We start from the raw sequence: 22360 nt of genomic DNA on the forward strand, positions 1-22360 counted from the left end.
TCCGCCGACAGGTCGAAGGTGACGCCACGCTCGGAAAGCTGTGCCTCGAGTTGCATGACGAACTTCTGCACCACCTGATGGATGACCGGAACCGGCAGCGAGCCGAACGGGATGATCGCATCGAGACGGTTGCGGAACTCCGGCGTGAACAGCCGGTTGATCGCCTCGACATCATCGCCTTCGCGCTTGGTCGAACCGAAACCTATCGCCGCGCGCTGGGCATCCGACGCACCCGCATTGGTGGTCATGATCAGGATCACATTGCGGAAGTCGATCTGCTTGCCGTTGTGGTCCGTCAGCTTGCCGTGGTCCATCACCTGCAACAGGATGTTGAACAGGTCCGGATGCGCCTTCTCGACTTCGTCCAGCAACAGCACGCAGTGCGGATGCTGATCGACGCCGTCGGTCAAGAGGCCGCCCTGGTCGAAGCCGACATAGCCGGGAGGAGCACCGATCAGCCGCGACACGGTGTGGCGTTCCATATATTCCGACATGTCGAAGCGGATCAGCTCGACGCCGAGCGACGCGGCCAACTGCTTGGCCACTTCGGTCTTGCCGACGCCGGTCGGGCCGGAGAACAGGTAGGAGCCGATCGGCTTCTCCGGTTCGCGCAGTCCGGCACGTGCCAGCTTGATCGCCGAGGTAAGCGCACTGATCGCGGTATCCTGGCCATAGACGACGCGCTTCAGCTCGATATCGAGGCCTTGCAGCACCTTCTCGTCGTCGGCCGAAACCGTCTTCGGCGGGATGCGGGCCATGGTGGCGATCGTCGCCTCGATCTCCTTGATGCCGATGGTCTTCTTGCGCTTGGCTTCCGGCACCAGCATCTGCGAGGCGCCGGTCTCGTCGATCACGTCGATCGCCTTGTCCGGCAGCTTGCGGTCGTTGATGTAGCGTGCCGACAGCTCCACCGAGGCCTTGATCGCCTCGTTGGTGAACTTCACCTTGTGGAATTCCTCATAATAGGGCTTCAGGCCCTTCATGATCTCGATGGCGTCCTCGATGGTCGGCTCGTTGACGTCGATCTTCTGGAAGCGCCGCACCAGGGCACGGTCCTTCTCGAAGAACTGGCGGAATTCCTTGTAGGTGGTCGAGCCGATGCAGCGGATCGCACCCGACGACAAGGCCGGCTTCAACAGGTTGGACGCGTCCATGGCGCCGCCTGATGTGGCCCCTGCCCCGATGACCGTGTGGATCTCGTCGATGAACAGCACGGCACCTGGATAGTCCTCGAGCTCCTTGACGACCTGCTTCAGCCGTTCCTCGAAATCGCCGCGATAGCGCGTGCCGGCAAGCAGCGTGCCCATGTCGAGCGCGAAGATGGTGGCGTTGTGCAGCACTTCGGGAACGTCGCCCTCGACGATGCGCTTGGCCAGGCCCTCGGCGATCGCCGTCTTGCCGACGCCGGGGTCGCCGACATAGAGCGGGTTGTTCTTGGAGCGGCGGCACAGCACCTGGATGGTGCGGTTGATCTCGGACTCGCGGCCGATCAGCGGATCGATCTTGCCGGCCTTGGCCTTGTTGTTGAGGTTGACGCAATAAGCGGTCAGCGCATCCTGCTGCTGCTTCTTCTTGCCACCTTCCTCTTGCGGTTCGGCGCCGTTCTGGCCGCCCTGCTCGTCATCGGCGCCGCGCGGCGAGCGTGTCTCCGACGCACCCGGACGCTTGGCAATGCCGTGCGAGATGTAGTTGACCGCGTCGTAGCGGGTCATCTGCTGTTCCTGCAGGAAATAGGCGGCATGGCTCTCGCGCTCGGCGAAGATGGCGACGAGCACGTTGGCGCCCGACACTTCCTCGCGGCCAGACGACTGGACATGGATCACCGCGCGCTGGATGACGCGTTGGAAACCGGCCGTCGGCTTGGAGTCCTCGTCGTAACCGGTGACGAGGTTGTCGAGCTCGGTGTCGATATAGGTGAGCACCGTGTGCTTGAGCTCATCGAGATCGACATTGCAGGCGCGCATGACGGCGGCCGCCTCGGTGTCGTCGATGAGCGCGAGCAGCAGGTGTTCAAGGGTTGCATATTCATGGTGCCGCTCATTGGCGAGCGTCAGCGCCTGGTGAAGCGCCTTTTCCAGGCCTTGGGAGAAAGCCGGCATGTTACCTCACTTCTTCTCCATCACGCATTGCAGCGGATGCTGATTCTGTCGGGCGAAATCCATGACCTGGGACACTTTGGTCTCGGCCACCTCGAATGTATAGACCCCGCACTCGCCCACTCCATGATTGTGAACATGAAGCATGATGCGTGTGGCGGCTTCGCGGTCCTTCTGGAAAAAACGCTCCAGCACGTGAACCACGAACTCCATGGGCGTGTAGTCGTCGTTGAGGATGAGGACCCGATAAAGGCTGGGCTTCTTGGTTTTGGTTTTGGTGCGCGTGATGACGGCCGTCCCACGGCCGGCCTCATTGCCGTTGCCGTCGCCGTTTTGCATCCGCGCCACGTGTCTCGTGGCAGTCAAACCGATCGTCACGTATTCCTGCCTCTTTCGAATCCCCATGCGAGTTCGACATGTAGGTGTTCGATGGACGATTTTAAGCCCTTCTGTTTAGCTGACAATATGGCTAGGTGACCAAACTTGGACGATTTTCGCAATCGTGAAGGGGCGCGAGGCCCTGGAGTGGAAATCGGCATGAAAAAACCCGGCTGCGTTTCCGCAGCCGGGTTTTGGCCCGGACCCAAAGGGCCGGATTTGGGTCACATCAGGCGAAATGACTTCGCCCGGCGAAATTACTTCGCCTTGGCAACGATTGATTCGAACGGCTTGTAGGCTTCCTTGGCGAGTTCGGCATAGAGGTCGCCAATCTTGGTGGCCTCGGCGACGAACGCCTCGTAGGACTGCTTGGCGTAATCCGACTGGATCTCGATCGCCTTTTCCAGCGACTTGGCCGAAATCAGCTTCTCCACGGTGGCGCTGCCGGCTTCAAAACTTTTCTTGGTGTATTCGCCAGCCTCGGTCGCGATCGCCTGCGCGCCCTTGGAGAGGGACGCAAAGCTCTTCAATCCGGTGTCGGCGAACTCTTTGCCGTATTTGCTGAAGTCCTCATAGGTCTGGGTCATTTCGCGATTCCCTTGACGGTTGAGGCGTCCTTCTTCGGGGCGCCCTTGTGCAATGCAAGATAATAATTGTGCGCCGCACAAAAGTCAATATTTTACTGGCGTGCGGACCCGCCTGCACAGCCAATGGCTAAAAATCGAATAAAGAGAGCTTCAAGCCCGAAGAAAATGGTGAACGCGGCGGTTACCATAAACGGATTGGTAACGCTGCCCCGGTAGCTTGGCCGGAAGCGAGGCAGGACCCTTTGCCGCCTCCAGCGCAACGAAGAATTCAAGGGAAGTACCAGTGCGTAAGGCGTTGTTGGGCATCGTTTCCAAATCCACCTCCCCTCTCAAGACGATCGTGATCATCGCCATGGCGATGACGTTCGTTTGTGGCGACGTCGTCTCATCGCTGGCAGCGAGGCAGGCGGCCATTGTCGTGGACGCCAAGACTGGCAAGGTGCTCTACTCCGCGGATGCCAACGGCAGGCGCTATCCGGCCTCGCTGACCAAGATGATGACGCTCTATCTGACCTTCGAGGCGCTGGCGAAGGGCAAGATCAGCAGGAACTCGCCAGTCGTGTTTTCGGCCCATGCATCCGCCGAGGCGCCGACGAAACTCGGGGTGAAGCCGGGCGATTCTGTTACGGTCGAGACCGCGATCCTGTCGATCGTCACCAAGTCGGCGAATGACTCGGCCACCGCGCTAGGTGAAATGCTCGGCGGCAATGAACCTACTTTTGCCCGCATGATGACCGCCAAGGCGCGGGCGCTGGGCATGACCGGGACCGTCTTCCGCAACGCCAACGGCCTGCCCGACCCTGGCCAATTCACCACCGCGCGCGACATGGCGACGCTCGGCATCGCGCTGAGGGAGCACTTCCCGCAGTATTACGGCTATTTCTCGCAGCGTTCCTTTCTTTACGGGCGCCAGCGCATCAACGGCCACAACCGCCTGCTCGGACGCATCAAAGGCGTCGACGGCATCAAGACGGGCTACACTCGCGCCTCCGGCTTCAACCTCGTCTCGTCGGTTGCCGATGGCAATCGCCGCATCGTCGGCGTGGTCATGGGCGGCACCTCCGGCGGCAGCCGCGACAACCAGATGGCCACGTTGATCAACACCTATCTGCCGAGGGCATCGACCCGCGGCGGCGGCGATCTGGTCGCCAAGGCCAGCGGCAACAACCCGATCACCGCGCTTGCCAAGGTCCTCCTGCCCAAGCACGACGCGCCGACGCCGGACGACAAGCCGATGGTCGAAGACGATGCCGTGGCGTCCAACGACGATCCTACAACTGCGGACGCTACGGACGCGACCGATGAGCAGACAACGGCCGCGGTCGAGGAGACAGCGCCCGTGGTCAAGACCAGGAAGGTCAAGACCGTCATCGTGTCGGCCCCTCAAATTGCCACGGCCCAGGTCGTCGCTGCCTATGCCGAGCCAACTCCGGCGGCCGTCGACCCGGTCAACACAGCGTCGGTGCCGTCGGGCTGGGCCATTCAGGTCGCGTCTTCGCCAAAGCAGTCCGAAGCCCAGGCCTTCCTCGACAAGACCACCAAGCAGGCACCCAAGGTGCTAGCCGACGCGTCCGGCTTCACCGTCGCCTTCGACAAGGACGGCGTCACCTACTACCGCGCCCGTTTCGGCGGCTTTGGTTCGAAGACCGCGGCCTGGAAGGCCTGCACCGCTTTGAAGAAGAAGAACATCGAGTGCTACGCCGTCCAGCAGTAGGACGGCGTGGAAGTCATCTCCCGGAAAAGTTCTGCATCGAAGGAGACTAGTTGTGATTGGAGAGCAAGACGTCCTTGGCTTCATTAATCCGCGCCGCCAGGAAAGACGTGCCGCCGATATCGGGGTGCAGGCGTTGCATCAGGCGGCGGTGCGCCTTGCGGACATCCGCCGCGGCGGCCCCCGCTTCAAGACCAAGGACCTTGTAGGCCTCCTCCTTAGTCATGGCGCCCGGACCTGGCGCAACACCCAGCCCTTCACCACCGTTCGTCTCAGTGTTTTTGCGCCAGACGGGAAATCTGCCGTCAAGATACGTCTCTAGCAGCTGCCGGCTCTCCGGATCGCCGGAGAGTTCCCGGAAGAGATGCTGCAACTCCGCCAGGCCCATCGCGCCAAGCATCTTGCCTTCGTGGCCGCCAGCCAGGACCAGTCCTTCAAGGCCGCCGGTATCGTGATCGAGTTCCATCTCGAGCGCTGCGGTGCGCACCGTCGAACGCTTGCCCGGCGCGAGCTTTGCCGGCGGCCGCTTCATCCGCATGGAACCATACCAGGCGATTGCCGCCGACAGAATTATGCCCCCGATGCCTTCACGCCCGACCACAACCATAGCGATGCCGACCAGCCCCAGAAGGACCGGCCCGAGTGTCTTCATGCCGCTGGCCAGTTTTGCTGGGTCGGCGCGGAGGAAGATCGTGGCCGCGCCGAGAAGCACCAAAAGTAATGCTACCAATGCGATGATTGCGCCCATCAGTCCCCGCCACCCCGCAGATGCTCAATCATCAGCCGGTCTTCCGGCCTGCCTCTGGCCTCAAGCGCCTTCAGTCCGCCGGTTGCAAACACCGCAACCGCCGAAAGCAGCCCTGCCAGGGTCGTTGCAGCCCGCCGATCAAATCGGAACCAAGCCCCTTTGGACAACCGCGCGATTTCCTTGAACGCCTTTTCTGCGCCGGAATCATGACCTTCCTGGAAGACGAAGACAGGAACGCCACGCAGGCCGAGGCTGCCGGCCTTTTCGGCCAAATCGTCGATATCCTCTTCCATCGCATCGCCGATATAGACCAGCGCATTGACCTTGGCGGTCGCCGTCTGTTTCTGCGCGTGCGCCAGCACCTTGCCGATCTGGGTGTGGCCACTGCGGCATTCGATCCGCGTCATCAGCTGCTTCAAGGCATCGGTGTCACTCACGAAAGCGGACGAACGGCACTCGCCGAGACCGCGAAAATAAACCAGCTGCACGCTGAGGGTTCCGGCCTTGCCGACGGCGTCGAACATCTGGCCCTGCAGCGTGCAGGCCAGATCCCAGGTCGGCTGGCGGCTCATCGTCGCGTCGAGGGCAAGGATCAGCCTGCCCGAACCGGTCGCCGACGCGGCAAGTGTCCTCGCCTGACGAATGAAGGCGTCGATCTCGCCGGCGTTGGATTGAGGCTTGATCGGCGCAGGATTGGCCCTCGCGGGCACGGGCTGCTTCTTGTCGCTCATAAAAACAAGATGTGGCGTTGCTACATCGCTTGCAAGTCCCACATCGGGTGGCACAAAGGGCCAGACGGTGATGCCACCTGTGGTCAGAGCAGGCCGAGATCGGCAAGCTCGCGCCTGAGTTTCGGCGGCATCTCGATCAGCCCGGCCTTGCCCTTGCCGAGATCAAGCGGCGCGTCGGCCGGCTTCAGATAGCGCCAGCCCTGAAAAGCCCGGCGCGGCTGCCAGTCGGTTCGTACAACCTCGGGGTCGAGAATCAGGTGGCAGCGGCCGATGCCTTCACCGTCGGTGAACGGCCGAATCTCGGTGATCAGCTGGCGGCACTGCACATTGCCCTTGATCACCCAGTAAAGCGAACCGCCATCGGTAACCTCGGCGCCGCGCGTCGGCATCATGCGGGTGGTGTGATATTGCTCGACCGGCTCCCCGGCGCGCCGCCGCTCGTCGAGGCGGAAGGCAATCCACTCTTCGAGATCCTCGACGCTGTCGCAGCCGACACAGAGTTTTATGAGATTGAGAGACATCGCTTAAGGTTTAGTCCCGCGCGCGGATGCGTCAACGGCCTGATCGACTTCTCCACAGTGGCAGCTTAGGCCAGCCCTCAGCACTCCACGACATTGACGGCGAGCCCGCCAAGGCTGGTTTCCTTGTACTTCTCGTTCATGTCGAGGCCGGTCTGGCGCATGGTCTCGATCGCCGCGTCGAGCGGCACGAAATGGATGCCGTCGCCTTTGATGGCCAGCGACGCGGCCGTCACCGCCTTTACCGCGCCCAGCGCATTGCGCTCGATGCACGGCACTTGCACCAGCCCGCCGACCGGATCGCAGGTCATGCCGAGATGATGTTCAAGCGCGATCTCGGCGGCATTCTCGACCTGCTCGGGCGTGCCGCCCATGACGGCGCACAGGCCGGCCGCCGCCATCGCCGACGCCGACCCGACCTCACCCTGACAGCCGACCTCGGCGCCGGAGATCGAGGCATTTGTCTTGATGATGCCGCCGACGGCAGCGGCCGTCAGCAGGAAATCTCGGATGCTCGGCTGATCGGCCTCCGGATGGAAGTGCAACCAGTAGCGCAGCACAGCCGGCAGCGTGCCGGCCGCGCCATTGGTCGGCGCGGTGACGACGCGGCCGCCGGCGGCATTCTCCTCGTTCACCGCCATGGCGTAGATCGACAGCCAGTCATTGGCGAGCAAGGGATTGGGCTTGTTCTGCTGCCACTGCTCTTGCAGCTTGTCGTGCAGCATGCGCGCCCGCCGGCGCACCTTCAGCCCGCCCGGCATGATGCCATCCTGCGACAGGCCGCGGTCGATGCAGCCCTTCATGGCGCTCCAGATGCCGTCGAGGCCGGCGTCGAGCGCCTCGCGCGACATCTGCGTCTCCTCGTTGACGCGCTTCATGTCGGCGATGGAAAGGCCGCTTTTGCCGGCCATGGCCAGCATCTCGACCGCATTCTTGAAAGGATAAGGCACTTTCTTGCCTTCTGTCGTCACCGACCCCTTGGCCTTCATCCGCTGCAGTTCTTCTTCCGAAACCACGAAGCCGCCGCCGATCGAATAATAGATGCGCTTGAGCAGCAGGCGGCCGCCAGCGTCATAGGCGTAGAACGCCATGCCGTTGGCGTGACCGGTGAGCGGCGTCTTGCGGTCGAGCACCAGATCGATGGCCGGATCGAAGCGATAGGAGGGATGGCCGGGCGGCGAAATGCGCTTTTCGGCGGTGATGCGGCTGGCAATGCCATCGGCCTGATCGGGATCGACCGTCTGCGGCGTCAGGCCGGCAAGGCCGAGGATGACGGCGCGATCACTGCCGTGACCGATGCCGGTGTAGGCGAGTGACCCGTGCAGGCTGGCGCCAAGCCGGTCGACCTTCACACCCGCCGGACGGGGCCAGTCATTTCCCGCGACCTCGTCGAGAAACCGCGCCGCGGCGGTCATCGGCCCCATCGTGTGCGAACTCGAGGGTCCTATGCCGATCTTGAACAGGTCGAAAACCGAAAGGAACACGCGGCGTTGTCTCCTGGAGTCAGTCGAGGACTACATATAGGAATTCCCAGGATGTTTCCGCTCTTTTGGAAATCGCGGCGCTGCGCCCGCCGACCTTGTTTGCTCCGGCAGCGACATTGGTGCCGATCGCTGTATGCGAAGATCGAAGCGATCGGGCTGAATGTGATAAATTCAAGCCATGGGCGATTCCCTCGATCTTTCGACAGCCGATCTCGCGGCGCTGGCCTTCTTCCTCGTCGCGTGGCTGCTGCACACGTTCGCCTCCGACGGCAAGCTGGTCAGTCGCGTGTCGCTGACCACGGCGATGAATGCACAGCGGCAAGCCTGGATGCGGACCATGGCCGAGCGCGAGATCCGCATCGTCGACACCGCCATCATGAGCGGCCTGCAGCAAGGCACCGCCTTCTTTGCCTCCAGCTCCCTGATCGCGATCGGCGGCTGTTTTGCTTTGCTCGGCGCGTCCGACCGGGTTCTTGAGGTGCTCAGCGACCTGCCCCTGGGTGGTGCGCCGTCGCGCGCGGCCTTCCAGATAAAGGTGTTCGGACTGGTGCTGATCCTGGCGTTTTCGTTCTTCAAATTCGGCTGGGCGTACCGGCTGTTCAACTATTGCACGATCCTGATCGGCGCGGTGCCGATCCCGCATGGCGAAGCCTCGCGCAATCCGGTCACCGAGACGGCGGTGTGGCGGGCGGCGCAAATGAACATGCTCGCCGGAAAACACTTCAACTCCGGCCTGCGCGGCGTGTTCTTCTCGATCGGTTATCTCGGCTGGTTCGTCGACCCCATGGTGTTCGTGCTGTCAACGCTGTTGCTGCTGGCGGTGCTGGTGAGGCGCCAGTTCTTCTCGGCCGCCAGACAGGCGGTGATCGGTCAGCCGCCAGGGCTCGGAAAAGGCTGATCGATCCGCCCTGACAGCCAGTAGGCGGTCAGCCCGATCCATTCGCGGATGGCGATGGTGGTGGCCTGCAGCGAATCGGCTGGATTGTCGCGGAACAGGCCGATGCCTTCTTTGCCCGAGGTGCGATAGTCGACCGGCCAGGGAACAGTCGCAAAACCGGCCTTGTCGAACAGCGCCTTGGCGCGCGGCATATGGAAAGCCGAGGTCACCAGCAGCCAGGTCTCGCCGGGCTTCGGCGTTACCAACTCCTTGGTGAAGACCGCGTTCTCATAGGTGTTGCGGGATTTGTTTTCGAGGATCAGGCGATCGGCCGTCACGCCAAGCGCGGTGAGCAAGCGAGGGGCCGTGGCGGCGTCACCCTCGCCTTCGAGAAACAACTCGCCGGTGCCGCCGGAGACGATCACCTTGGCCGTGGGAAAGCGCCGGGCCAGAACCGCTGTCTCGACCATCCGATCGCCGCCACTGTTCAGCTCATAGCCGCCTCGCACCAGATTGATGGCGCCCTCAAAACCGCCGCCGAGCACGACAATGCCGTCGACCTTTTCCGGCAGCGGCGGGCGCGCAAAGCGCTCTTCGAGCGGATTGAGCATCATGGCGCCGAGCGACGTCCAGGCCGACAGCGCAAGGATCAGAAATGCCAGCACGCCGCCGGTGGCCGCCAACCGCCTTCGGCCGATCATGGCCGCGAGCAGTCCCGCCAGCAGCAGGAAGATCGCCAGATTGAGCGGCTGGATGAAGAACCAGAAGATCTTGGAGAGATAGAAGAACATTAGCTGCCTATCGTCGGCTCGAATTCTCACGACCGATGAAGTGCTCGACGGCACTCGTCACAGCCTCGGCCTCGGGTCGGCTCAGCTCCCTGCCGAAAACAAGGACGCCGTTCGTGTTGGTCAACCTGATGACTTCCGACAGCCCCGCTTCATCCGTTGGATAGGTATGGTCGAGGATTTCGGTCTCAAGGTGCCCTTTCAAAGGCAATGACGAACGATTTCGCAAAGAACCCCTGACGTCGCGCACGGCTGCGGCGTTGGTTAGCCGCAGGGTTTCCTTGCCGAATACCAGCCAGATGAAATCCTTGCCGAGGAAATAGGTGAAAAGGGCAATGATCGCCGCGAACGACAGCAGGCCGAGAGTGCCGCTGGCGACGGTTGCGGGCGACGTGTCGGTCAATCCCATGTAGCCGGTGTAGGCAACGATCCCGGCCCCAATCAGAACGAAGCCCGTCCTGAAATCCGTGGTGCGTGGTGGGTTGGTAATCAGCAGTTCGTCTCCCGTCTCGACGATGGAAATGCGAGACGGGGGCGGCATGCTACCACCATTTCTCCGGCTGGAATGTGCCCGCCGCCTGCTCGATGACGGCAGCGGTCTGGAACAGGGTTTCCTCATCGAACGGCCGGCCGATGAGTTGCAGCCCGAGCGGCAGGCCCTTGGCGTCGAGCCCGGCGGGCACGGCAATGCCCGGCAGGCCGGCCATGTTCACGGTGACCGTGAAGATGTCGTTCAGGTACATCTTGACCGGATCGGCAGCCATGTCCTCGTCGGCGATGCCGAAGGCGGCGGATGGCGTCGCCGGGGTCAGGATGACATCGACGCCGGCGGCGAAAACAGTCTCGAAATCGCGCTTGATCAGATTGCGCACTTTCTGCGCCTGCAAATAGTAGGCGTCGTAATAGCCGGCCGACAGCACATAGGTGCCGATCATGATGCGGCGCTTGACCTCGCGGCCGAAACCGGCGGCGCGGGTCTTCTCATACATGTCGACGATATCCTTGCCCGGCACGCGCAAGCCGTAGCGGACGCCATCATAGCGGGCGAGGTTGGACGAAGCCTCGGCGGGCGCCACGATGTAATAGGCGGGCAGCGCGTATTTGGTGTGCGGCAGGGAAATGTCGACGATCTCGGCGCCGGCGTCCTTCAGCCAGGCAATGCCCTTCTGCCACAGCGCCTCGATCTCTTCGGGCATGCCGTCGACACGGTATTCCCTGGGAATGCCGACCTTCATTCCCTTGATCGGCTTGCCGATCACCGCCTCATAATCCGGCACGGGCCGGTCGACCGACGTCGTGTCCTTCGGATCGACGGACGCCATCGACTTCAACAGGATCGCGGCATCGCGCACGTCGCGGGCGATCGGTCCGGCCTGGTCGAGCGACGAGGCGAACGCGACGATGCCCCAGCGCGAGCAGCGGCCATAGGTCGGCTTGATGCCGACGGTGCCGGTGAAGGCGGCCGGCTGGCGGATCGAACCGCCAGTATCGGTCGCGGTCGCGCCGGCACACAGGAAGGCGGAGACTGCGGTTGCCGAACCGCCGGAAGAACCGCCCGGCACCAGTTGCGCATTGTCCAGGCTGCGGGCGGTCCTGGTGCCGCCGGCCGAGACGAAGCCGCCGTCACCCTGATGCGTTGTCGGCATCACCACCGTGTCGAGGCGCGAACGCCGCCACGGGTTGATCACCGGGCCATAGTAGGACGTCTCGTTGGATGAGCCCATGGCGAACTCGTCCATGTTGAGCTTGCCCAGCATGACGGCGCCGTCGGCCCATAGATTTGATGTAACGGTCGATTCGTAGCGCGGCTTGAACCCGTCGAGCACATGGCTGCAGGCCTGCGTATGGACGCCTTCGGTGCCGAACAGGTCCTTGATGCCGAGCGGGATGCCTTCCAGCGCACCGCCCTCGCCCTTGACCAGCCTTGCGTCGGACGCCTTGGCCATGTCGCGCGCCTTGTCGCCGGTCACCGCGACATAGGCATTGAGCGCGGGATTGGCGCGATCGATGGCCGAGAGATAGGCCTCGGTAATCTCGGTCGCGGTGATTTCCTTGCCGCGCAGCTTGGCGCGGGCCTGTGAAATCGTCAGCTGGGTCAGGTCGCTCATCAAAGGCTCTTTTCGTAAAACACCGACCACTCGGAATCGGGATAATCCAGCACCGGGCCGCAGCGCGAAAACCCGGCGCGTTCGTAGACGGTCCACGCGGCGGGATGACGATCGCCCGTCTCCAGCACCAGGCGCTTCAGCCCCTCATTGCGTGCCAGCGTCTCGACCCGCTCGACGATCCTGGCGCCGATCTTCTGCCCGCGATGCGACGGCCGCGTGTACATGCGCTTGACCTCGCCGATGGCGCCGTCATGGCGTTTCAGCGCACCGCAGCCGATGGCCAGGCCATTATCGCGGGCGATGAAAACGGTCGTATCCTCACTGGCCATCTGCTCGACCGTCAGATGGTAGCAGTGCTCCGGCGGCGTCAGTTCGAGCAAGGTCTCGTTGAGTTCCTTGACCAGCCCGCGCACATCGTCCTGCAGCGGCGTTTCAATGGCGATCTCGATTGCCATCGGCCGGCTACTCCACTACCTTCGGCACGAGGAAGAAATTCTCTTCGGTCGCTGGCGCATTGGCGACGATGTCCGCCGCCTTGCCACCGTCGGTGACAACATCCTGGCGCTTCTTCATCTCCATCGGCGTCACCGAGGTCATCGGCTCGACGCCGGAAACGTCGACCTCGTTCAGCTGTTCGACGAAGCCCAGAATGGCGTTCAGCTCGCCGGTCATGCGTTTGGCATCTTCTTCGCTCACCGCGATGCGGGCGAGACGCGCGACGCGCTTCACTGTCTGAAGATCTACGGACATGTTTCTGCCTCGGGGAAAACCAGTTCGGGCTATAGCGGCGCCGCGCGCGCTGCGCAACATGCATCGTGCCGGGTGCTAGGCCTAAAGCGCGTCGAGTTTGAACGGATTCAAGCGACGCGCTTTAGGTCTTTGTTTTCATGCACGTCGTTCTCCCAAAACCGGAACCACTTTTGGGCGACGTGCATTAGGCCGCAGTGCTCACCCGGTCCTTGGGACGACGCAAAGGGTTAGGCAATTCGAAAAAGCGCTGTTTTGCCGGACACATGCCGCACGCGTCCTCGTCCTCGAGCGCGGCGAATGCCTGCAATTCGGCCTCGGAGCAGCCCGGTTCGAGCGGCCGATAGGCGAGATAGGGATCCCATTTCTCCGACAGGCGATATTTCGCGTTCTGCATCGGCAGATAGGCCAGCGGTGCGCATTTCCAGATTTGCCCGTCATGCAGTTGCTTGCAGTGGCGAGCCGGGCAGATTTCCCAACTGGCGCGAGTGTCACGGTCCTCGAATGGCAACATGGCATTGCCAAAGCCCTCGTAGCGTCGGGTCCAGTTCTTGTCCGAAGGGCGTATCTCGAGACGCAATTTGTGGTTCCGCTGCCATCCCTCCAGCAATTCGAAAACCGGCTTCAGCCTCTCCCGGTAATCCTCGGAATCATGATGGACCGACACGACCAACCGTGCATCGGGATCGGCGGCAAGGATCGCCGGCAGCGACGGGTGACGATGCAGGAAGAAGCCGTTGCTGACGATCTCTATATGGGCACGCGGCCAGTGCCGCCGCACCAACCCGACAAAGCCCGGCAGTTGCGGATGAATGCTGGGCTCTCCTCCAAGCAGGCTGAAGCGCGTCACTGACACCCGTCGGCTCCAAAGCCCCATCCAGCGGTCCGCCTCCTCGAGCGAGACGGTGCCGGCATGGGCGTGATTGGAGTAGTGCGAGCAGCTTTCGCAGGACAGATTGCAGCCATGCGCGACATGCAGTTCCAGTTTTCGGAACACGGGCCGCTCGCCGCGAAGAAGTGCACTCACCCTTTGCAGCATCGTCATGGCAGGGCAACGCCGTCGCACAGATAGTAGCTGCCGCTGTTGCCGCGTGCCTCGCTTTCGTCGTCGACCGGCCGGACCGATACGAGATCGACTTGCTTGGCGTTCATTTGCGTCACCGAGAGGACATCCGGGAAGACATAGCCCGGTTCCTGGCAGATGGCCGTCACCGCCCAGCTCGGCGAAGCCGCCGCCTTGCTGACCTGCAGGAACTCGCAATTGTATTCGACGCCTTGCAGCCCGTGCGCCGAAAGCACGATGTTGCCGGCGTCGATCAGCGTTTGCAGCGTGTCCTTTTTGGCCTGTTTGCAAAGCTCCTCGGACTGAAGGTAGACGCCCTCAATGAAATCATCCGCTGCGAGCGCGGGCGACGCCGCGACCAACATGGACACGCAAAGAGATCGTCCCAACACCATGGATTTATTCCGCTTTAGCTGCCTCTAAATTGTAATCGTCTCACCGATTTTCGGCAATGCCACTTTGATGCCGGATCCTTCCAGGCCGGCCTCGAACTTGTCAGCGGTCGGATCGATCATCGGAAAGGTGCCGAAGTGACAGGGAACCACTGTGTCGAACTTGAAGAAGCGGCGGCAGGCAAGTGCCGCCACCGCACCGCCCATGGTGAAGCGATCGCCGATCGGCACGACCCCGATCTTCGGCTCATGCAACTCGTTGATCAGCGCCATGTCGGAAAAGATGTCGGTGTCGCCCATATGGTAGAGCGTTTTGTCTTCCGGGAAATGCAGGACGAGGCCGCCCGGATTGCCGAGATAGGTGTTCTGGCCGCCCTCACCAGGGAACGAGGACGAGTGCAGCGCCTGGACGAAAGTGGTGGTGAAGCTGCCGCAATCGACGGTGCCGCCGATGTTGCCTGGGTTGATCTTCTTGTCGCTGACACCCTTGCCGACCAGATACATGCAGATCTCGAAATTGGCGACCAGCTGGGCGCCGCTTTTGCCGAGCACTTCCACGGCGCCGCTGATGTGGTCACTGTGGCCATGCGTCAACAGCACATGCGTGATGCCCTCAGCCGGTCCCTCCCAGCCGCCCGTCCAGGACGGATTGCCGATCAGATAGGGGTCGATGAGGATCTTGGCGTCAGCCGTTTCGATACGAAAGGCCGAGTGGCCGTACCAGGTCAGTTTCATAAATGCATTCCTCGATTTTTGGCGTGCCAAAGGATAGAACGCCGATAGCCCCGAGATCAAAGGGTTACTGTGTCCGTTGTGCGTTTGAGAGAACACATGGCGGTGAAAGGTGAGGACGGCCGTTGGGCATTATCACGATAGAGGAATTGCCGGCGCGGCTGGCCGGCGGCAAGACGCTGGCAGGGCTTGACCTCGGCGACAAGACGATCGGCGTCGCGATCTCGGACCAGAGGTTTTCCTTCGCCCATCCGCGCCCGGTCATCATGCGAAGGAAATTCTCGCTCGATGCGGCGGTCCTGCTCGCCTTGCTGCAGAAGGAGAATGCCGGCGCGGTGGTGATTGGGCTGCCGATCAATATGGACGGGTCGGAAGGGCCGCGTGCGCAGAAATCGCGCGCCTTCGTCCGCAACATGGCACAGATGAGCGACCTGCCCTTCGTGCTCTGGGATGAAAGGCTATCGACGGTCGCGGCCGAAAGGACGCTGATCGAGATGGATTTCTCGCGCCGCAAGCGCGCCGGCAAGATCGATTCGGCGGCAGCCGCGTTTATTCTGCAGGGAGTTTTGGACCGGCTTCAGTCGCTCCACGCATCCGCTCGAACGGAACCGGACCCGCCCAGCGCTGTTTGACCCAGCCGGCGATTTCGCGGCGACGGCGGAATGCCCAAAGCGCCATCAGCAGAAACCCGTCGAAGATGCACGTCTTCGCCACCATGCCGGGGATGATCGCCGGGTCGATGCCAAGCATCTGACCATAGAGCTGAAAAAAGAAATCGTGCATCTGTCGGCTGAGCATGGTGTAGCCGAAATTGATGTCATTGGCCGACAGGTAGAACCAGCCCCAGAAAATCGCCATCGGGGCCGCCCAGAATGCGAAGATGTAACGCATCAGCGGCCTCCCCTGGGATTGGAGCCCGTCTTAGAGACCGTTCGGCCCGATATGAGTGAAAGCAGCGAATTGTGGGCCGCGGCCTTTGCCATGCCGTGCGCGACGGCGCGGACTTCGCCCTCGCCCGAAGCCGCTGCCGCAACCACGGACCGCCGCTCGGCAAGCATTGCGACATAGGACGCCAGAAGTGCTGCCAACTGCACGGCGACAGCCATGAACAGCCCGTTGATGCCTTGCGCGGCGCCACCGATGACGATCAGCGACAACACGCCGGATGCGGAGATGAAGGCGATGCGGGCAACGCTGTCAGCGCCAGGGCTGGCTGCGTCGTTGATCAGGGCTTCGACAAAGGCCCAGAAGAACAGCACGGAGACGACAAGCAATGCGGTGGCAAGCGGCGCCACGACAACGACGTTGTCGAGGTCGACGAAGCGGGTACCCTCGATTGTGGTACCCAACACGCCGAGCGCCGCCGCCACGCCGCGGTTTCCGTCGATGCAGATGAGCGCAAGCAGGGCGAAAACGATCGCCCAGTGCAACACCAGAAAAGAGGTCAGTACCTGTCGCATCGGTGTTCCTGCTTCGCAAAGCAAGGGACGGCCAATTTGAACCATTCCCTGCTTGCACCGGGACAGTGGGCCCTGCCGCTCGCCATCGCAACGGAAACCATTTGTTAAGGTTAACGGCGATTAGCTATACGCGTGAGGATACAGACCAACGCCTCAAAACCGTGGATGGCGCCGGTTTTTGCGATGCTCGCGGCTCAATTCACCGGCGGATAGAGCGTGTCGATGATCATGCGCGCATCGTGGCGCGAATCGAGCATGCCATAGGTATTGCGCCATTGGCCTGCCAGGCGCGTCTCGACGAAAGCGTCGGCGATTCGCCCTGCCCCCAGCCGGCGCAATTCCGCCGCTGCCGCCGACAACGCCAGCTGTTCGGTGAGCAGCCGGGCCGAGCCCTCGTCGGTTGAAGCGACTTGCATCGCCGCCTCCAGCCCCCCGATCGTGCCGCGCCCGCCGGCGCCGAGATCGCGGTCGATGCCGGCCAGCACATCCTCGAACAGGCCGGGCGCACGGCCAAGCACGCGCAGCACGTCGAGCGCCATAACATTGCCCGAGCCTTCCCAGATCGCGTTGACCGGGGCTTCGCGATAATAGCGGGCGAGTGGCGCCTCCTCGACATAGCCATTGCCACCGAGACACTCCATCGCCTCATAGAGCAACGGCGGCGCGATCTTGCAGACCCAGTATTTGACGACTGGCGTCATGGCGCGGGCAAACGCCGCTTCGCCGCGATCGCTCGCCGCCTCGTCGAAGGACCGCGCCAGCCGGAACGACAGTGCGGTGGCTGCGGCGACATCAAGCGCCATGTCGGCCAGCACGCGCTGCATCAGCGGCTGCTCGATCAAAGTTGAGCCGAACACCTGGCGGTGGCGGGCATGATGAACAGCCTCGGCGAGGCCGGCGCGCATGATCGCCGACGATGCGATGGCACAATCGAGCCGGGTGAGCGTCACCATGTCCATGATCGTCTTCACGCCGGCACCCGGTTCGCCGACCATCTCGCCGATGGCGTTGACGAATTCCACTTCGGAGGACGCGTTGGAGCGGTTGCCGAGCTTGTCTTTCAGCCGCTGGAAGCGGAAGCCATTGCCCGAGCCGTCGCCGAGAACGCGCGGCACGAGGAAGCATGACAGCCCCTCCGGCGCCTGCGCCAGCACCAGGAACGCATCCGACATCGGCGCCGACATAAACCATTTGTGCCCGGTCAGGCGATAAAACCCGCTGCCGGCGCGTTCCGCCCTTGTCACATTGGCGCGCACATCGGTGCCGCCCTGTTTCTCGGTCATGCCCATGCCGAGCGTCAGCCCGGTCTTCTCGACCGGCGGCTTCTGGCTCTGGTCATATTTGCGCGTCGTCACGCGCGGCGCCCATTCGCGAAACAATTTTGGGCTGGCCATCAGCGCCGCTAGCGAAGCGTTGGTCATGGTGATGGGGCACAGATGCCCGGTCTCGAGCTCTGCGGTGAGGTAAAACCGGGCGGCACGGACCTGATGGCGGCGGCCGATCTCGGCGTCGCCGTTTTCCCACACAGAGGAATGCAGTCCGTTGGCCACCGAGCGGCGCATCAAGGCGTGATAGGCGGGATGGAACTCGACCACGTCGATGCGCCGGCCCTGGCGATCATGCGTCCTGAGCTTCGGCGTCTCGACATTGGCGAGGCGCGCCAGTTCCTGCGCCTCCTGCGTCAGCACGAAACGGCCGAGCCCGTCGAGATCCTTGCGCACCGGATCGGAAAAGCGCTCCGCGAGCTGGATCAGCAACGGATCGCCCCGCCAGGCGTTGCCGCCCGTCAGCGGCGGCGGCTGGTTGGTCACGTCGTCGGTCACGCCCAATCCTTCTATCGTCAGAAAGCCACGAATCCGAGGCTGTCGGCTAGATATAGCCAAGCCATGCAGCGCGCGCGATGAAAATACCGGCCGATACAATCGGCCATCTACACGAAAAAATTGAGGAGAACGGCTCCAATCCAAAGCTGGCGCTTGCAGCCGCAAAATCTCCACCCTATAGCAGCGCCTTGAGATGACCGACGCTTCGTCCCTGCCACTCTACCCTCACCGCCATCTTCTGGGCATCCGCGACCTTTCCCCCGCCGACATCGAGCTATTGCTCGACAGGGCGGACCGCGCAGTCGCGATCTCGCGGCAGTCCGAGAAAAAAACCTCGACGCTGCGCGGCCGCACCCAGATCAACCTCTTCTATGAAGCCTCGACGCGCACGCAGTCGTCGTTCGAGCTTGCCGGAAAGCGGCTCGGCGCCGACGTCATGAACATGTCGGTGGCAAGCTCTTCGGTGAAGAAGGGCGAAACGCTCATCGACACGGCGATGACGCTGAACGCCATGCGGCCCGACATATTGATCATCCGCCACCAATCGGCGGGCGCGGCGGCGCTGCTGGCGCAGAAGGTCGGCTGCTCCGTCGTCAATGCCGGCGACGGTGCGCATGAGCACCCGACACAGGCGCTGCTCGATGCGCTGACCATCCGCCGCGCCAAGGGGCCGCTGTCGAAGCTGATCGTGGCGATCTGCGGCGACATCCTGCATTCGCGCGTGGCGCGCTCGAACATCATGCTGCTCAACGCGCTCGGCGCGCAGGTGCGTGTCGTCGCGCCGTCGACGCTGTTGCCCACCGGCATCGAGAAGATGGGTGTCATCGTCACTCGTTCGATGGCCGAAGGCCTCAAGGGCGCCGACGTGGTGATGATGCTGCGCCTGCAGCGCGAGCGCATGGAAGGCGCCTTCGTGCCTTCGGTGCGCGAATATTTCCGCTATTTCGGCCTCGATGCAGAGAAACTGAAGGCGGCCAAGGACGACGCGCTGGTGATGCATCCCGGGCCGATGAACCGCGGCGTCGAGATCGCCTCGGAAATCGCCGATGGTCCGCAAAGCGTCATCCAGGAACAGGTCGAGATGGGCGTTGCCGTGCGCATGGCCGTCATGGAAGCCCTGCTTGACCCGCGCCGCAACCATGAGGGCCGCGGCGCATGAGCATAACGGTTTTTGAGCGCGCCCGCATTGTCGATCCCTCGCGCAGCATGGACGAAGTCGGCGCCGTCATCGTCGATGGCCGCAAGATCGTCGCCGCCGGCAAGGCAGCGCTGAACCAAGGCGCCCCCGAGGGCGCGGCCGTTATCGACTGCGCCGGCAAGGCGATCATTCCCGGCCTGATCGATGGCCGCGTCTTCATCGGTGAGCCGGGCGGCGAGCATCGCGAAACCATTGCGTCGGCAAGTGTCGCGGCAGCGGCCGGCGGCGTCACCTCCATCGTCATGATGCCCGATACCGACCCGGTGATCGACAATGTCGCGTTGGTCGAGTTCGTGCTGCGCACCGCCAAGGACACGGCAAGCGTCAACGTCTTTCCGGCAGCGGCAATCACCAAGGGCCTCGACGGGCGCGAAATGACCGAGTTCGGCCTGCTGCGCGAAGCCGGCGCGGTCGCCTTCACCGATGGCCGCCACACCATATCGAGCGCGCTGGTGATGCGCCGCGCACTGACCTATGCACGCGACTTCGGCGCCACCATCGTGCATGAAACGCAGGATGCCGACCTGGGGTCATCCGGCGTAATGAATGAGGGCCTCTACGCAAGCTGGCTCGGCCTTTCCGGCATTCCGCGCGAAGCCGAATCCATTCCGCTGGAGCGCGATCTTGCGCTAGCGCGGCTGACGCGCGGTTCGTACCATGCGGCAAAGATCTCGACGGCGATGGCGGCAAACGCCGTGACGCGCGCGAAAGCCGATGGTGCAGCCGTCACATCGGGCGTCGCGATCCACAATCTGTCGCTGAATGAAAACGATGTCGGCGAGTACCGCACCTTCTTTCGCCTGACGCCGCCCCTGCGCGCCGAAGAAGATCGGCTGGCGATGATCGAGGCGGTCAGGGACGGCACGATCGACATCATCGTCTCCTCGCACGACCCGCAGGACGTCGACACCAAGCGCCTGCCTTTCGCCGACGCGGCGGCCGGCGCCATAGGGTTGGAGACGCTGCTGGGCGCGGCACTGCGGCTCTACCACAATGGCGACGTGCCGTTGCTCCGGCTGATCGAGACCCTGTCCACGGCTCCGGCAAGACTGTTCGGACTGCCCGGCGGCACGCTGAAGCCGGGTGCTGTCGCCGATCTTGCGCTTGTCGATCTCGACGAACCCTGGATCGTCAGCGAAAGCGGCATTCGTTCGCGCTCGAAAAACACCTGTTTCGAAGGCGCGCGGCTGCAGGGTAAGGTCTTGCAAACGCTGGTTGCGGGCCGCACAGTGTTTTCCGCCTGAGCCGGCAAACGCGCACCGCGCCTGATCCGGTCAAACTGGGGAAATGCGGGGGAAACAATGACTTACAGCCTCATCCCAGCGCTTGTGTTTGGCTATTTGCTTGGCTCGATTCCTTTCGGACTTCTGCTGACGCGAGCGGCCGGCCTTGGTGATGTGCGCAAGATCGGCTCCGGCAATATCGGTGCCACCAATGTCTTGCGCACCGGCAACAAGGGCCTTGCCGCCGCGACGCTGCTGCTCGACGCGCTGAAAGGCACGGCTGCCGTGCTGATATCAGGCCATTTTGCGCCTGAACTGGCGATCTGGGCCGGTCTCGGTGCCTTTCTCGGTCATCTCTTCCCGGTATGGCTCGGGTTCAAGGGCGGCAAGGGCGTCGCCACCTATCTCGGCGTGCTGATCGGCCTGGCCTGGCAGGTGGCGCTGATCTTCGCCGTCGTCTGGCTGGTGGTGGCTTTCCTGTTCCGTTTCTCCTCGCTGGCGGCGCTGACGGCGGCCGTCGTCGTGCCGATCGCGCTCTATGTCCTGAGTACACCGCAAATTGCCGGACTGTTCGTAGTGATGAGTATCATCGTCTTCATCAAGCACAGGGAAAACATTTCCCGCCTGCTTGCCGGCACCGAGGGCAAGATCGGAGCCAAGGGGTGAGCGAGCGCGCCGCCGAGGTGAGCGAGCCGACCGCCGGGCCGCGCCTCAGCGACCGGCAGCGGCTCAGCTGGCTGCGGCTGATTCGCACCCAGAATGTCGGCCCCGCCTCCTTTCGCGACCTGATCAACCGCTTCGGTTCGGCCGAAGTCGCACTGGAAATGCTGCCGGAATTGATGATTTCGGGCGGCGCCAACCGCATTGCCCGCATCCCAGCGATCGCGGAAGCCGAGGCCGAATTGGAAACGGCCCGAAAGGCTGGCGCGCGCTTTGTCGGCATTGGTGAGCCTGACTATCCGCCGCTCTCGCGCAACATGGACCATCCGCCGCCGCTGTTGGCGGTCAAAGGCAATGCCGCCGTCTTCCGGCTGCCGGGGATCGCCATTGTCGGTGCCCGCAACGCATCGCTGGCCGGTATCAAGATGGCGCGCATGCTGGCGGCGGATCTCGGCCGCGACGGCTATGCAATCGTCTCCGGCCTGGCCCGCGGCATCGACACGGCGGCGCATCAGGGCAGTCTGGCGACTGGCACCATCGGCGTTCTGGCCGGAGGCCTCGACCTGCCCTACCCGCCTGAAAATGCCGGCCTGTGTCAGGACATTGCCGAGCGCGGCGCCGTCATCTCGGAAATGCCCTTCGGTTGGCAGCCGCGCGCCCAGGATTTCCCGCGCCGCAACCGCCTTGTCGCGGGTGCGGCCCTTGGGCTGGCGGTGGTCGAGGCAGCGCAACGCTCGGGATCCCTGATCAGCGCCAGGCTTGCCGGCGAAATGGGCCGGCTGGTCTTCGCCGTACCGGGTTCACCGCTCGATCCACGCGCCGCAGGCTGCAACGGCCTGCTCAAGGATGGCGCCACCCTGGTCACCGAGGCATCGGATATTTCCAGGGCGATCGCCCCACTGACCGGCATGCGAGCGCCCGACGTGCCTCCGTTCGAAGAGCCGCCCGACTTCTCGGCCACACCACCGCCCGGTGAAAGCGACCGCGCCCGCGTTATAGAGGCGCTCGGCCCGACCCCCGTGGCGGTCCACGAGAT

General features: G+C 63.1%; 25 protein-coding genes. 7 read left to right on the forward strand and 18 right to left on the reverse strand.

Translation table 11 applies throughout. The features are described from left to right. The 3 genes from clpA to EN993_RS12825 form a co-directional block, all read right to left on the reverse strand. On the reverse strand, positions 1–2099 hold a 2099-nt coding region (gene clpA, locus EN993_RS12815; protein WP_127263456.1), incomplete at its 3' end, for an ATP-dependent Clp protease ATP-binding subunit ClpA. A 6-nt stretch (positions 2100–2105) separates the two neighbouring features. Continuing rightward, complete coding sequence (gene clpS, locus EN993_RS12820) at positions 2106–2435, reverse strand: ATP-dependent Clp protease adapter ClpS (protein WP_056587551.1); 330 nt, start codon at positions 2433–2435, stop codon at positions 2106–2108. Positions 2436–2731: 296 nt separating this feature from the next. After that, positions 2732–3061 (reverse strand): phasin family protein, encoded by a 330-nt coding sequence (locus EN993_RS12825; RefSeq protein WP_109669071.1) that lies wholly within the window; start codon positions 3059–3061, stop codon positions 2732–2734. 283 nt (positions 3062–3344) lie between these two features. Between EN993_RS12825 and EN993_RS12830 the strand changes: the two genes are divergently transcribed. Further along, positions 3345–4775 carry a D-alanyl-D-alanine carboxypeptidase gene (locus tag EN993_RS12830; RefSeq protein ID WP_109669073.1) on the forward strand — a complete coding sequence of 477 codons (1431 nt, stop codon included), beginning with the start codon at positions 3345–3347 and terminating at the stop codon, positions 4773–4775. Between the two features lie 46 nt (positions 4776–4821). Here the strand turns inward: EN993_RS12830 and EN993_RS12835 are convergent, their stop codons facing one another. The 4 genes from EN993_RS12835 to EN993_RS12850 all read right to left on the reverse strand — a co-directional run bounded on the left by EN993_RS12835 (position 4822) and on the right by EN993_RS12850 (position 8253). Beyond that, complete coding sequence (locus tag EN993_RS12835; RefSeq protein ID WP_127263458.1) at positions 4822–5520, reverse strand: DnaJ domain-containing protein; 699 nt, start codon at positions 5518–5520, stop codon at positions 4822–4824. Then, positions 5520–6251, reverse strand: a complete 732-nt coding sequence (locus tag EN993_RS12840) for a VWA domain-containing protein (protein WP_127263459.1) — start codon at positions 6249–6251, stop codon at positions 5520–5522. The genes EN993_RS12835 and EN993_RS12840 overlap by 1 nt, the downstream gene beginning before the upstream one ends. An 83-nt stretch (positions 6252–6334) precedes the next feature. Further along, entirely contained in the window at positions 6335–6772 is a 438-nt protein-coding gene (locus tag EN993_RS12845; protein ID WP_056587530.1) for a DUF1489 family protein, read from the reverse strand. 77 nt (positions 6773–6849) lie between these two features. Continuing rightward, positions 6850–8253 carry an L-serine ammonia-lyase gene (locus EN993_RS12850; protein WP_127263461.1) on the reverse strand — a complete coding sequence of 468 codons (1404 nt, stop codon included), beginning with the start codon at positions 8251–8253 and terminating at the stop codon, positions 6850–6852. 178 nt (positions 8254–8431) lie between these two features. Between EN993_RS12850 and EN993_RS12855 the strand changes: the two genes are divergently transcribed. Continuing rightward, positions 8432–9151, forward strand: coding sequence for a DUF599 domain-containing protein (locus EN993_RS12855; protein ID WP_109669083.1), 720 nt, complete (start codon positions 8432–8434; stop codon positions 9149–9151). Here the strand turns inward: EN993_RS12855 and EN993_RS12860 are convergent. From EN993_RS12860 to EN993_RS12900, 8 genes are all read right to left on the reverse strand, one after another. Continuing rightward, positions 9124–9921, reverse strand: a complete 798-nt coding sequence (locus EN993_RS12860; RefSeq protein WP_109669085.1) for a YdcF family protein — start codon at positions 9919–9921, stop codon at positions 9124–9126. The genes EN993_RS12855 and EN993_RS12860 overlap by 28 nt on opposite strands. A 7-nt stretch (positions 9922–9928) precedes the next feature. Continuing rightward, positions 9929–10459: a hypothetical protein gene (locus tag EN993_RS12865; RefSeq protein WP_109669087.1), complete on the reverse strand. Its 531-nt coding sequence runs from the start codon at positions 10457–10459 to the stop codon at positions 9929–9931. Between the two features lies 1 nt (position 10460). Further along, positions 10461–12026: an amidase family protein gene (locus tag EN993_RS12870; RefSeq protein WP_109669089.1), complete on the reverse strand. Its 1566-nt coding sequence runs from the start codon at positions 12024–12026 to the stop codon at positions 10461–10463. Beyond that, positions 12026–12481 (reverse strand): GNAT family N-acetyltransferase, encoded by a 456-nt coding sequence (locus EN993_RS12875; RefSeq protein ID WP_109669091.1) that lies wholly within the window; start codon positions 12479–12481, stop codon positions 12026–12028. The genes EN993_RS12870 and EN993_RS12875 overlap by 1 nt, the downstream gene beginning before the upstream one ends. Before the next feature lie 7 nt (positions 12482–12488). Beyond that, on the reverse strand, positions 12489–12776 hold the full coding sequence (gatC, locus tag EN993_RS12880; protein WP_109669093.1) for an Asp-tRNA(Asn)/Glu-tRNA(Gln) amidotransferase subunit GatC: 288 nt from the start codon (positions 12774–12776) through the stop codon (positions 12489–12491). A 184-nt stretch (positions 12777–12960) separates the two neighbouring features. Further along, positions 12961–13818 carry a radical SAM protein gene (locus EN993_RS12890; protein ID WP_245468757.1) on the reverse strand — a complete coding sequence of 286 codons (858 nt, stop codon included), beginning with the start codon at positions 13816–13818 and terminating at the stop codon, positions 12961–12963. Further along, entirely contained in the window at positions 13815–14231 is a 417-nt protein-coding gene (locus EN993_RS12895; protein ID WP_109669095.1) for a hypothetical protein, read from the reverse strand. The genes EN993_RS12890 and EN993_RS12895 overlap by 4 nt, the downstream gene beginning before the upstream one ends. 24 nt (positions 14232–14255) lie before the next feature. Then, a complete protein-coding gene (locus tag EN993_RS12900; RefSeq protein ID WP_109669097.1) occupies positions 14256–14963 on the reverse strand; it encodes a metal-dependent hydrolase in 708 nt (235 codons plus the stop codon). Positions 14964–15085: 122 nt separating this feature from the next. Between EN993_RS12900 and ruvX the strand changes: the two genes are divergently transcribed. Further along, positions 15086–15592, forward strand: coding sequence for a Holliday junction resolvase RuvX (gene ruvX / locus EN993_RS12905; RefSeq protein ID WP_127263463.1), 507 nt, complete (start codon positions 15086–15088; stop codon positions 15590–15592). Here the strand turns inward: ruvX and EN993_RS12910 are convergent. The 3 genes from EN993_RS12910 to EN993_RS12920 all read right to left on the reverse strand — a co-directional run bounded on the left by EN993_RS12910 (position 15510) and on the right by EN993_RS12920 (position 18243). Then, positions 15510–15851: a DUF6105 family protein gene (locus EN993_RS12910; RefSeq protein WP_127263465.1), complete on the reverse strand. Its 342-nt coding sequence runs from the start codon at positions 15849–15851 to the stop codon at positions 15510–15512. The genes ruvX and EN993_RS12910 overlap by 83 nt on opposite strands. Next, the gene (locus tag EN993_RS12915; RefSeq protein ID WP_127263467.1) at positions 15851–16420 is read right to left on the reverse strand and encodes a hypothetical protein; all 570 of its coding nucleotides are present in this window, start codon (positions 16418–16420) and stop codon (positions 15851–15853) included. Before EN993_RS12915 ends, EN993_RS12910 begins: the two co-directional genes overlap by 1 nt. Positions 16421–16614: 194 nt before the next feature. Beyond that, positions 16615–18243: a DNA alkylation response protein gene (locus EN993_RS12920; protein ID WP_127263469.1), complete on the reverse strand. Its 1629-nt coding sequence runs from the start codon at positions 18241–18243 to the stop codon at positions 16615–16617. Positions 18244–18436: 193 nt separating this feature from the next. Between EN993_RS12920 and EN993_RS12925 the strand changes: the two genes are divergently transcribed. From EN993_RS12925 to dprA, 4 genes are all read left to right on the forward strand, one after another. Continuing rightward, positions 18437–19402 (forward strand): aspartate carbamoyltransferase catalytic subunit, encoded by a 966-nt coding sequence (locus EN993_RS12925; protein WP_056587495.1) that lies wholly within the window; start codon positions 18437–18439, stop codon positions 19400–19402. Continuing rightward, complete coding sequence (locus tag EN993_RS12930) at positions 19399–20685, forward strand: dihydroorotase (RefSeq protein WP_127263471.1); 1287 nt, start codon at positions 19399–19401, stop codon at positions 20683–20685. The genes EN993_RS12925 and EN993_RS12930 overlap by 4 nt, the downstream gene beginning before the upstream one ends. Before the next feature lie 57 nt (positions 20686–20742). Then, positions 20743–21330 (forward strand): glycerol-3-phosphate 1-O-acyltransferase PlsY, encoded by a 588-nt coding sequence (gene plsY, locus EN993_RS12935; RefSeq protein ID WP_127263473.1) that lies wholly within the window; start codon positions 20743–20745, stop codon positions 21328–21330. A 17-nt stretch (positions 21331–21347) separates the two neighbouring features. Further along, on the forward strand, positions 21348–22360 hold a 1013-nt coding region (gene dprA, locus EN993_RS12940), incomplete at its 3' end, for a DNA-processing protein DprA (protein WP_127263477.1).

Source organism: Mesorhizobium sp. M7D.F.Ca.US.004.01.2.1, from assembly GCF_003997785.1.
In the GTDB taxonomy this organism is placed as follows: domain Bacteria; phylum Pseudomonadota; class Alphaproteobacteria; order Rhizobiales; family Rhizobiaceae; genus Mesorhizobium; species Mesorhizobium loti.